Source organism: Streptomyces sp. NRRL S-350 (genome assembly GCF_000719705.1).
Classification (GTDB): domain Bacteria; phylum Actinomycetota; class Actinomycetes; order Streptomycetales; family Streptomycetaceae; genus Kitasatospora.
Genome location: NZ_JOHO01000028.1, coordinates 18,026 through 29,610 on the forward strand (window position 1 = coordinate 18,026; position 11,585 = coordinate 29,610).

8 protein-coding genes are annotated in these 11,585 nt (G+C 73.1%); 2 read left to right on the forward strand and 6 right to left on the reverse strand.

The genetic code is table 11. The annotated features are described in order from the left end of the window. Positions 1-145: 145 nt before the first annotated feature. The 6 genes from IF30_RS0123975 to IF30_RS0124000 form a co-directional block, all read right to left on the reverse strand. Complete coding sequence (locus IF30_RS0123975) at positions 146-649, reverse strand: MaoC family dehydratase (protein WP_030242072.1); 504 nt, start codon at positions 647-649, stop codon at positions 146-148. 11 nt (positions 650-660) lie between these two features. Beyond that, positions 661-1,638: an HpcH/HpaI aldolase/citrate lyase family protein gene (locus tag IF30_RS0123980; RefSeq protein WP_030242073.1), complete on the reverse strand. Its 978-nt coding sequence runs from the start codon at positions 1,636-1,638 to the stop codon at positions 661-663. A 27-nt stretch (positions 1,639-1,665) separates the two neighbouring features. Continuing rightward, entirely contained in the window at positions 1,666-3,693 is a 2,028-nt protein-coding gene (locus IF30_RS0123985; RefSeq protein ID WP_030242075.1) for a protein meaA, read from the reverse strand. Positions 3,694-3,703: 10 nt separating this feature from the next. After that, positions 3,704-5,074 carry a crotonyl-CoA carboxylase/reductase gene (ccrA, locus tag IF30_RS0123990; RefSeq protein ID WP_030242078.1) on the reverse strand — a complete coding sequence of 457 codons (1,371 nt, stop codon included), beginning with the start codon at positions 5,072-5,074 and terminating at the stop codon, positions 3,704-3,706. A 378-nt stretch (positions 5,075-5,452) separates the two neighbouring features. Then, a complete protein-coding gene (locus IF30_RS0123995; RefSeq protein WP_030242080.1) occupies positions 5,453-6,376 on the reverse strand; it encodes a TetR family transcriptional regulator in 924 nt (307 codons plus the stop codon). Between the two features lie 197 nt (positions 6,377-6,573). Then, positions 6,574-8,349, reverse strand: coding sequence for a 3-hydroxyacyl-CoA dehydrogenase family protein (locus IF30_RS0124000; RefSeq protein ID WP_030242081.1), 1,776 nt, complete (start codon positions 8,347-8,349; stop codon positions 6,574-6,576). Between the two features lie 566 nt (positions 8,350-8,915). Between IF30_RS0124000 and IF30_RS0124005 the strand changes: the two genes are divergently transcribed. Together IF30_RS0124005 and IF30_RS0124010 are read left to right on the forward strand one after the other, a co-directional pair. After that, on the forward strand, positions 8,916-10,379 hold the full coding sequence (locus IF30_RS0124005; RefSeq protein ID WP_078891632.1) for a glutamine synthetase family protein: 1,464 nt from the start codon (positions 8,916-8,918) through the stop codon (positions 10,377-10,379). 3 nt (positions 10,380-10,382) lie between these two features. Then, positions 10,383-11,519, forward strand: a complete 1,137-nt coding sequence (locus IF30_RS0124010; protein ID WP_051710966.1) for an amidohydrolase family protein — start codon at positions 10,383-10,385, stop codon at positions 11,517-11,519. Positions 11,520-11,585: the final 66 nt, after the last annotated feature.

An 11,585-nucleotide genomic window follows, 5' to 3' on the forward strand; every position in this document is an offset into this window, starting at 1 on the left:
GGCTGCGGCAGCAGGGCCCCCTTCCGGGTGGGGGTCGGCCGATGACGGCGGCCTGCCCCTCCGGGGTCTTCGGAAGACCGGGGCCCCCGGTGAAGGGGACGGCGGCCTCCGACTGGGGGGAGGAGTGTCAGGAGAGGGGGAGCCGCTAGGAGAGCGGGGTCGGGCGGCCGGGCTGCTCGCCGCCGCGCTCCTTGGTGTAGGTCTCGGTGGGCACCATCACCTTGCGCCGGAAGACGCAGACGACCGTGCCGTCCTGCTTGTACCCCTTGGTCTCGACGTGGACGATGCCGCGGTCGTCCTTGGACTTGGACGGCCACTTGTCGAGCACGGTGGTCTCGCCGTAGAGGGTGTCGCCGTGGAAGGTCGGCGCGATGTGCCGCAGCGACTCGATCTCCAGGTTGGCGATGGCCTTGCCGGAGACGTCCGGGACGGACATGCCGAGCAGCAGCGAGTAGATGTAGTTGCCCACCACGACGTTCCGGCCGAAGTCCGTCGTCTTCTCCGCATAGTTGGTGTCCATGTGGAGGGGGTGGTGGTTCATGGTGAGCAGGCAGAAGAGGTGGTCGTCGTACTCGGTGACGGTCTTGCCGGGCCAGTGCCGGTAGACCGCGCCGACCTCGAACTCCTCGTAGGTGCGTCCGAACTGCATGCCGGGGGCCCTCAGCTTTCCGGGATCTCGAACTTGGTGGTGCGCTGCATGCCCGCGGCCCGGCCCTTGCCCGCGACGACCAGGGCCATCTTGCGGCTGGCCTCGTCGATCATCTCGTCGCCGAGCATCGCGGAGCCCTTGGCGCCGCCCGCCTCGGAGGTGCAGTAGTCGTAGGCGTCGAGGATCAGCTCGGCGTGGTCGTAGTCCGCCTGCGAGGGCGAGTAGATCTCGTTCGCGGCGGCGACCTGGTCGGGGTGGAGCACCCACTTGCCGTCGAAGCCGAGGGCGGCGGAGCGGCCGGCCACCTCGCGGTAGCCCTCCTGGTTGCGGATCTGCAGGTACGGGCCGTCGATCGCCTGGAGGTCGTTGGCGCGGGCGGCCATCAGGATGCGCATCAGGATGTAGTGGTAGGCGTCGGCCCCGTAACCGGGCGGCTGCTCGCCGACGACCAGGGACTTCATGTTGATGGAGGCCATGAAGTCGGCGGGGCCGAAGATGATGGTCTCCAGCCGGGGCGAGGCCTCGGCGATGGCGTCGACGTTGATCAGGCCCTTGGCGTTCTCGATCTGCGCCTCGATGCCGATCTTCCCGACCTCGAAGCCCATGGTCTTCTCGATCTGGGTGAGCAGGAGGTCGAGCGCCTTGACCTGGCCGGCGTCCTGGACCTTGGGCAGCATGATGCAGTCGAGGTTGGGGCCGGCGCCCTCGACCACGGTGATCACGTCGCGGTAGGTCCAGTGGGTGGTCCAGTCGTTGACCCGGACGACCTTCGTCTTGCCGCCCCAGTCGCCGTTGTTGAGCGCGTCGACGATGTTGTGGCGGGCGCTCTCCTTGACGAGCGGCGCGCAGGCGTCCTCCAGGTCGAGGAAGACCTGGTCGGCCGGGAGGCCCTGGGCCTTCTCCAGGAAGCGCGGGTTGCTGCCCGGTACGGCGAGGCAGGAGCGGCGCGGGCGCAGACGGTTGCTCGAGGTGTCGCTTGCGGTGCTCATGAGGGTCGTTCTGTTCCTTCCCAGTGGTCAGCTGGTGGCCGCGGGTGCGGGCGTCCACGGCTGGAGCTTGTTGGCGAGCCGGATCTCGTCCACGATCCGGCCGATGATGGTCGTGATGCCGAAGTCCTTCGGGGTGAACACGGCGGCGACGCCGGCGGCCCTGAGGGCCTCGCCGTCCGCTGCCGGGATGATGCCACCCACGATCACCGGGACATCCTGCACCCCGGCGCGGCGCAGCCGCTTCAGGACGTCGGGCACCAGCTCGCAGTGCGCGCCGGAGAGGATGGACAGGCCCACGCAGTGGACGTCCTCCGCGACGGCGGCGGAGACGATCTGCTCCGGGGTCAGCCGGATGCCCTGGTAGACCACCTCGAACCCGGCGTCGCGGGCCCGGACGGCGATCTGCTCGGCACCGTTGGAGTGCCCGTCCAGGCCGGGCTTGCCGACCAGCAGGCGCAGCCGGCCGGCGCCCAGTTCCTCGGCGGTCGCGGCGACCGCGGCGCGGACCTGCTCCAGCTCCCCGCCCGGCTCGGCGGCGACCGCGACGGGCGCCCCGCCGACCCCGGTGGGGGCGCGGTACTCGCCGAAGACCTCGCGCAGGGCGAAGGACCACTCGCCGGTGGTGACACCGGCCCGGGCGCAGGCGAGCGTGGCCGGCATCAGGTTGGCGTCGGTGGCGGCGACGGCCTTGAGCTCGGCCAGTGACGCCTGGACGGCGGCCTCGTCGCGCTGTCCGCGCCAGGCCTGCAGCGCGGCGAGCACGGACTGCTCGGAGGCCGGGTCGACCACCATGATCGCGGTGTCGAGGTCGGCCGTGAGCGGGCTGGGCTCGGTGGTGTCGAAGCAGTTGACCCCGACGATCCGGTCCTCGCCGGACTCGATCCGGGCCCGGCGGGCGGCGTGCGAGGACACCAGGTTGGACTTCAGGTAGCCGGACTCGACGGCCGGGATCACCCCGCCCATCTCCAGCACCTTGGCGATCTCCGCCTCCGCGCCGTCCAGCAGCGCGGCGGTCTTGGCCTCGATCACCTCGGAGCCGTTGAAGATGTCGCCGTACTCCAGCAGGTCCGACTCGTACGCCAGCACCTGCTGGATCCGCAGCGACCACTGCTGGTCCCACGGCCGGGGCAGGCCGAGCGCCTCGTTCCAGGCGGGCAGCTGGACGGCGCGGGCGCGGGCGTCCTTGGAGAGGGTGACGGCCAGCATCTCCAGGACGATCCGCTGGACGTTGTTCTCCGGCTGGGCCTCCGTCAGGCCGAGGGAGTTGACCTGGACGCCGTAGCGGAAGCGGCGCTGCTTCGGGTCCGTCACGCCGTACCGCTCCAGGGTGACCTTCTCCCAGAGCCGGGCGAAGGCGCGCATCTTGCACATCTCCTCGACGAAGCGCACTCCGGCGTTCACGAAGAAGGAGATCCGGGCGACCACCTCGCCCATCCGCTCGGCGGGCACCTGGCCGGAGTCGCGGACGGCGTCGAGCACCGAGATGGCGGTGCACATCGCGTACGCGATCTCCTGGACGGGCGTGGCCCCGGCCTCCTGCAGGTGGTAGCTGCAGATGTTGATCGGGTTCCACTTGGGGAGGTTGCCGACCGTGTAGGCGATCATGTCGGTGATCAGCCGCACCGACGGGCCGGGCGGGAAGACGTGCGTCCCGCGCGACAGGTACTCCTTGACGATGTCGTTCTGGGTGGTGCCGGTCAGCTTGGCGATGTCGGCGCCCTGCTCCTCGGCGACCACCTGGTAGAGCGCCAGCAGCCACATCGCGGTGGCGTTGATCGTCATGGAGGTGTTGGTCCGCTCGAGCGGGATGCCGTCGAACAGGGCGCGCATGTCGCCGACGTGGCCGACCGGGACGCCGACCCGGCCCACCTCGCCGCGGGCGAGGACGTGGTCGGAGTCGTAGCCGGTCTGGGTCGGCAGGTCGAAGGCGACGGACAGGCCGGTCTGGCCCTTCGCCAGGTTCCGCCGGTAGAGAGCGTTGGAGTCGCTCGCGGTGGAGTGGCCGGCGTAGGTGCGCATCAGCCACGGCCGGTCGCGCTTCTGGGGCTCGGTCATCGGATCCGTCTCACACGTTCCGGGTCGGCTGGACGGTCCGCTCGTCGAGCTCGCGGAACAGGTTGATGGCGGGCAGGTGCTTCGCGCGGAGCTCCTGGTCGCGCACGCCGAGGCCTTCCTCCGGCGCGAGGCAGAGCACGCCGACCTTGCCCTGGTGCTTGTTGTGGTGCACGTCGAGGGCGGCCTGCCCGGTCTCCTCCAGGGAGTAGACCTTGGACAGGGTCGGGTGGATCTTGCCCTTGGCGACCAGGCGGTTGGCCTCGAAGGCCTCGCGGTAGTTGGCGAAGTGCGAGCCGACGATGCGCTTCAGCGACATCCACAGGTAGCGGTTGTCGTACTGGTGCATGAAGCCGGAGGTGGAGGCGCAGGTGACGATGGTGCCGCCCTTGCGGGTGACGTACACCGAGGCGCCGAAGGTCTCGCGGCCCGGGTGCTCGAAGACGATGTCGACGTCCTCGCCGCCGGTGAACTCGCGGATCCTGGAGCCCAGGCGCTTCCACTCGCGCGGGTCCTGGTTGTTCTCGTCCTTCCAGAACCGGTAGCCCTCGGCGGAGCGGTCGATGATCGCCTCGGCGCCCATGGCGCGGCAGATCTCGGCCTTCTGGTCGCTGGAGACCACGCAGATCGGGGTGGCGCCGCCGGCCAGCGCGTACTGGGTGGCGTACGAGCCGAGGCCGCCGCTGGCGCCCCAGATCAGCACGTTGTCGCCCTGCTTCATGCCGGCGCCGTTGCGCGAGACCAGCTGGCGGTAGGCGGTGGAGTTGACCAGGCCGGGGGAGGCGGCCTCCTCCCAGGTGAGGTGCGCGGGCTTGGGCAGCAGCTGGTTGGTCTTCACCAGGGCCAGCTGGGCGAGGCCGCCGAAGTTGGTCTCGAAGCCCCAGATGCGCTGCTCCGGGTCCATCATCGTGTCGTCGTGGCCGTCCGGGGACTCCAGCTCGACCGAGAGGCAGTGCGCGACGACCTCGTCGCCGGGCTTCCAGGCGTTGACCCCGGCGCCGGTGCGCAGCACCACGCCGGCGAGGTCGGAGCCGAGGACGTGGTACGGCAGGTCGTGGCGCTTGGTGAGCGGCGAGAGCCGGCCGTAGCGCTCCAGGAACCCGAAGGTGGAGACCGGCTCGAAGATCGAGCTCCACACGGTGTTGTAGTTCACCGAGCTGGCCATGACGGCGACGAGGGCCTCGCCCGGGCCCAGCTCGGGGAGGGCGACCTCGTCGAGGTGAAGGGACTTGCGGGGGTCCTTGTCGCGGCTGTCGAGGCCCGCGAACATCTGCTCCTCGTCCTTGTGGAGCGTCACGGCCCGGTAGGACTCGGGGAGCTTGATCGCCGCGTAGTCGGCCGACGTGGCGTCGGTGCTGAGGATCGCGTCGAGGATTTCCTGCATGGCTGCCTCCGAAGGCGTACCTGTGTGAGGGTCACAGGGCGTCTGGGGGAGCCGGGAGCGGACACCGGCTTCGCTGAGGTGGGTGGTGGGCGGGTCGGGCTGGGCGCCCGGCGTGGACCGGGCGGGCTGGCTCTGCTCCCGGGGTGTGGGAACACCGGCCGACGGCGCGCCGAGGTGGGGAGCCGCGGCGCCGCGACTGGTGGGTAACAAGGTAGTGGCACCCTGTGCCACTCGTAAAGACACCGGGTGCCAGTAATTCCGGCCGTTCGAAACGGGCCGTAACGGCGCTTGACGCGCGTTGCGCGGACAGCCGAAAGGCCCGCGCCGACGAATCGGCGCGGGCCTTGTTCACCGCTATGAGCTGCGGAAACGCCGGATCTACGACTCCCGGGCACCAGTCAGGGCGGCCCGGATGCTGTCCACCACGACGTCCAGTGGAGCGTCCGTCCGGGCGACTGTGATGAGTACCTCACCTCCGGGGCTGGCACTCAGTGCGCTCTCGACGAGGACGTCCCCAGGGGCCCCACTGGCACCGGGTGCCACCAAGGATCCCCGGCGTCTGGCCCCCGGCTCGCTGGAGGCCCAGAAGGTCCGCCGGATCACCTCGAAGGAGTGGTCCAGCTGCGCCTCGACGTCCCCACGCCCGCCGGCCCGCAGCCAGCGCCGCAGCACGTGGTTGTGCGCCGCGACGACCGCCGCCGCCGAGACCTCCGCCAGCATCGAGTCGTCCTCGCCGCCCCGCTGCCAGCCGGACGGGATCGGCTCGCCGGTGTCGAACCGCCCCAGCAGGTACCGGGTGAACAGCCGCTCGTAGCGGGCCACCACGGCGATCTCCCGCTCGCGCAGCGCCGGCACCTGGCGGATCAGCTGGTACCGCGCGACCGACACCCCCGGCGTGGAGGCGTACATCCGCAGCACCTCCTTGATGCCGCGGCACACCACGTCCAGCGGGTGCTCCTCCGGTTCGGCACTGGCCAGCAGGTCGGCCACCCGGACGAGGGTGTCGTCGTGGTCCGGGAAGATCGCCTCCTCCTTGGACCGGAAGTACCGGAAGAAGGTGCGCCGGGCCACCCCGGCGGCGGCCGCGATCTGGTCGACCGTGGTCTCCTCGTAGCCCTGCGAGGCGAACAGCTCCATCGCGGCCGTGGCCAGGTCCTGGCGCATCTGCTGGCGCTGCGCCGCCGCCCGGCGGCTGCCCGGTCCGCCCCCCTCCGGCCCGGTGCCCCCGGTCGAGGGAGCCGGCCGGCCGGCGCCGGGCGAACCGGTGGTGTGCTGCGGGGAGGCTGACTGAACCCGATCCATGTCCGGAACGCTACACGGCCCCGCGGGCACGGCCGCGGCCCTTCCCCGGCGCACCGGTGCGACCGGGCCGGACACGACCGGCCGGGGCCAGCGCGAGGACACCGTCCCCGGGCTCCAGCCCGGGCGGCCGGAGGGAGCGCCCCCGTGCGCCGACGCGCCGTTGCCGTGGGCCGCGCCGCCGCCGGGCTGGGGCGTGGTCACCGGCGCGCGTGGTCGCGGAAGCCGCGGCCGGTCTTGCGGCCCAGGCAGCCCGCCGCGACCAGGTGCTCCAGCAGCGGCGCGGCGGCCAGGCCGGGCTCCCGGAACTCCTGGTGCAGGACCTGCTCGATGGTCAGCGAGACGTCCAGGCCGACCACGTCCAGCAGCTCGAACGGGCCCATCGGGTAGCCGCAGCCGAGCTTCATCGCGGTGTCGATGTCGTCCACCGTCGCGTAGTGCTCCTGCAGCATCCGCACGGCGTCGTTCAGGTACGGGAAGAGCAGCGCGTTGACGATGAAGCCGGCCCGGTCGCCGCACTCCACCGGGTGCTTGCGGACCTCGGCGGTCAGCTCCAGGACGGTCGCGGTGACGTCCGGCGCGGTCAGCACGGTGGAGACCACCTCGACCAGCTTCATGGCCGGCGCCGGGTTGAAGAAGTGCATGCCGATCACGTCCTGCGGCCGCGAGGTGGCGGTCGCACAGCTGATCACCGGCAGCGAGGAGGTGGTGGTGGCGAGCACCGCACCGGGCTTGACGACCTTGTCCAGGGTGGCGAACAGCTCCCGCTTGACCGCCAGGTCCTCGGCGACGGCCTCGACCACCAGGTCGGCCTCGGCCAGTTCGGCGTACTGGCCGACCGGGGTGGTCAGCGCCAGCGCGGTGTCCCGCTGCTCGGCGGACATCCGGCCCTTGGCGACCGAGCGGTCCAGGGACCTCGCCAGCTGCGCCTTCGCGCGGTCGGCCTTCTCCTGGCTGCGCGCGGCGAGCAGCACCGGGTACCCGGCCTTGACGAACACCTCGGCGATGCCGGTGGCCATCGTGCCCGAGCCGCAGACGCCGACGGTGCGGACCTCGCGGCCCGGCACCTTCGGCACCGCCGGGCCGGTGGCCGCGTCCACGGCCCGGGACGAACCCGGCGCCTCGTAGGTGTAGAAGCCGCGGCCGCTCTTGCGGCCCAGCAGCCCGGCCGCGACCAGCTGGCCGAGGATCGGGGCGGGGGCGTGCAGGCGGTCCCTGGACTGCTCGTACATCGCCTCCAGGACGGTGCGCGCGGTGTCGACGCCGATCAGGTCGAGCAGCGCCAGCGGGCCCATCGGCAGGCCGCAGCCGAGCCGCATCGCGGCGTCGATGTCCTCCCGCGAGGCGTACTTGGACTCGTACATCGCGGCGGCCTGGTTCAGGTACGCGAACAGCAGGCCGTTCACCACGAAGCCGGCCCGGTCGCCGGCTGCCACCGGCTCCTTGCCGAGGTCCCGGGCGAAGGCGGCGGCGTCCTCGGCGGTCTGCGGGGAGGTCAGCACGGTGCGGACCACCTCGACCAGCTTCATGGTGTGCACCGGGTTGAAGAAGTGCAGGCCCAGCACCCGTTCCGGGCGGGCGGTCGCGGCGGCGATCCTGGTCACCGAGAGCGCGGTGGTGCCGGTGGCCAGCACGGTGGCCTCCGGGCAGATCCGGTCCAGCTCGGCGAAGACCTCCCGCTTGAGCTCCAGCTGCTCGGGCACCTCCTCGATCACCAGGTCCGCGGCGGCGGCGGCCGCGAGCTCGTGCCCGACCGCGATCCGGGCCAGCAGCCCGGTGCGCTCCTCGGCGGTGAGCCGCTCCCGGTCGACCGCGTGCGCGGTGGCCTCCTCGATCCGGGCCAGCGCCCGGGCGGCGGAGTCCGCGGTCGCTTCGATGCCGATCACCCGGCGGCCGCTCTTGGCGACCGCCACCGCGACACCGGCACCCATCGTGCCGAGGCCGACGACGGCGACAGTGGGGAAGGGACGCTCCATCTGTCCTGACTCCTAGTCATGAAGGGCCCGCGCGTGCTCCGGCGGGCGCACCGCCGCGCCCGTACGCCGGGGGCGGCCGCCGCCGGAGGAGGGTTCACGCGCGGGGGCTGGGGAGATGACGGGTGCCGGCAGACCCGGGCAGCGGCCGGTCCGCTCCGGCCGAACTGCGGGGTGTGCCGTGGTGCTCAGGCGCTCGAAGGTGAAGGAAGCGGCGCTGATACGAGGAGAGAGCCGGCCGGCCGCGGTTCGCGGCACCAGCCGGTGGAAGCGCACCGCGCGAGCGCCGCAGAGACGGCGACCGCGGCCTCCCGCCGGTGCGGCTCCCGAAGCCCGGCGGTGGTGCGTCCGGCCACTGTAGCGAAGCTACTCGCGAGTAGGAAGGGGTCGTGGGCGGAAAACCGCGGGCGGATGACGGTTCGAGGTCGGGGTGGCCGTTCGCCGCCGTGATCGACGGGGGGTGGCCGACGCCCGCGCCGCCCCGAACGGGTGAACGGATGGACGGACTTCCGTCCGGACCACCCGATAGGGGAGTTACCCGGGCCCAACCGGCGGGGCAGCATGGGGACATGACCATCGGACCCGCTCCAGGCCCCGCCGCCCCAGGCCCCGACCGGCCGTCCGGCCCCGCCGAGCCGGACGAGGCCGGCGCGCCCGCGGCCGCCGTCGCGCTGCCCCCGCGCGCCGAGCGGGCCGCGCGCGCCGACGAGGCCGTCGACCGACTGCGCACCGCCGCCGTCGAGGCGGTGGCCGTCACCTGGGTGGACAACGCGGGCATCGCCCGGGTCAAGGCCGTGCCGCTCGCGGCCCTGGCGCACGCCGCGCAGTGGGGAGTCGGCACCGCGCCCTGCTTCGACGTGTTCCTCGCCGACGACGCGATCACCACCAGCCCCGTCATCGGCGGCCCCACCGGGGACCTACGGCTCTACCCCGACCTCGACCGGGTCGTCCCGCTCGCCGCCCAGCCCGGCTGGGCGTGGGCCCCGGGGGACAGGTACACCCAGGGCGGCGCCCCGCACCCCGGCTGCCAGCGGCTGTTCGCCCGCCGGATGGAGGCCGCCGCGGCCGGGCGCGGGTTGAGCCTGAAGGCCGGCATCGAGGTCGAGTGGGTGGTCGCCCTCGCCGGCTCCCCGCAGGAGGAGCCGCGGTACCCGACGCACGGCCCGGCGTACGGGATGCACCGGCTCACCGACCTCTCCGACTACCTGCGGGACGTCCTGCGCGCCCTCGGCGAGCAGGGGCTCGGCGTGCTGCAGATCCACCCCGAGTACTCCCCGGGCCAGTTCGAGGTCTCCGTCGCCCCCGAGGGGCCGGTCGGCGCCGCGGACACCTCCGTCCTGGTCCGGCACACCATCCGGGCCGTCTCCGCCCGGCACGGCCTGCGGGCCTCCTTCGCGCCGCTGGTCGAGGCGGGCGCGGTCGGCAACGGCGGCCACCTGCACCTCAGCCTCTGGCGGGACGGGCGCAACCTCGGCCACGGCGGCCCCGGGCCGCACGGCCTCACGGCCGAGGCCGAGGGCTTCCTCGCCGGCGTCCTCGACGCCCTGCCCGAGCTGCTGGTCCTGGGCTGCTCCAGCCCGGCCGGGTACCTGCGGCTGGTGCCCTCGCACTGGGCCGGCGCCTACCAGTGCTGGGGCCTGGAGAACCGGGAGGCCGCGCTGCGCCTGGTGACCGGCTCCACCGGGGAGCGGGCCGCCGCCGCCAACGCCGAGGTCAAGTGCTTCGATGCGAGCGCCAACCCCTATCTGGCGGTCGGCGCGGTGATCGCGGCCGGCCTCGCCGGGCTGGACCAACGCCTGGCACTGCCACCGGAGTTCACCGGCGACCCGGCCGCCGCAGAGCCCGGCACGGTGCCCCGGCTGCCGGAGGGCCCGGCCGGCGCGCTGGCCGCGTACGAGCGCTCGGCGGTGCTGCGCGAGGCACTCGGCGAGCCGCTCTACCAGGCGGTGCTCGCGGTGCGCCGGGCGGAGGGCGAGCAGTACGCCGCCGCCACGTCCGAGGAGTCGGTCGCGGCGACGCGCTGGCGGTACTGACCGGTGGCCCCGCCGCGGCTCGCAGCACCGGAAGGGGAGCCCGCGCTGATCGACCACCACTGCCACAGCGTGGTGGCGGCCGACCTCGCCGACGACGCCCTGGCCGGGCTGCTCACCGAGTCGGACCGCCCGCCCGCGCCCGGCTGTTCGCCCTTCGACAGCGCGCTCGGCCTGGCCGTGCGGCGCTGGTGCCCACCGGTGCTCGGTCTGCCGGCGCACGCCCCTGCGGCCGACTACCTGGCCCGCCGCCGCGAGGTGGGCGCGGCCGAGGCCACCCGCCGGCTGCTCGCCGCGGCCGGCTTGGACACCTGCCTGGTCGACACCGGACTGGGCACCGCGGCGGGCCTGCCGCTGATGCCGCTCGGCGAACTCGCCGAGGCCGCCGGGGCGTCGGTGCGCGAGGTGGTCCGGCTGGAGTCGGTCGCCGAGACGGTGGCGGCCGGCGCCGAGGACTGGCCCCGGGCCGTCGCCGAGGCGCTCGCGGCGGCCGCCGGCCGGGCCGTCGCGGTCAAGTCGGTGCTCGCCTACCGGCGAGGCCTGGCCGCCCCGGCCGAGCGGCCCGCCCGGGCGGCCGTGGTGGCCGCGGCCGGCGCCCGGCTGCGCGGCGGGCACGACCGGCTGACGGATCCGGTCCTGCTGCACCACCTGCTCTGGACGGCCGTGGACGTCTGCGCCGAGCTGGGCCTGCCGCTCCAGCTCCACACCGGCTTCGGTGATCCGGACCTCACGCTGCACCGGGCCGACCCGTCCCTGCTGACGGACTTCGTGCGCGCCGCCGAGCCCAGCGGCGTCCCGCTGGTGCTGCTGCACTGCTACCCGTACCACCGGCAAGCCGCCTGGCTGGCCCAGGCCTTCCCGACGGTGTACACCGATCTCGGGCTGACGGCCTCCTACACCGGCCCGCGGGTGGCGGCGGTCCTGGGCGAGATGCTGGAGCTGGCGCCGTTCGGAAAATTGCTGTTCTCCACGGACGCCTACGGCCTACCCGAACTTTTCTTGGTGGGCACCTGTCAGTTCCGGTACGGACTGGGCGCGTTGTCGGCGCGCTGGCAGGCCGACGGCGCGTGTTCCGCGAGCGATGCCCAGCGGCTGGCGCGCCTGGTCTCCGCCGACAATGCGCGTCTGCTGTACGCCTTGTAGCAGTGCGGCGACGGGCATCGTGGCTGCGCCGGAGGGGTGTGTGCCGGGTGCGGGCCGAGTCGGTGG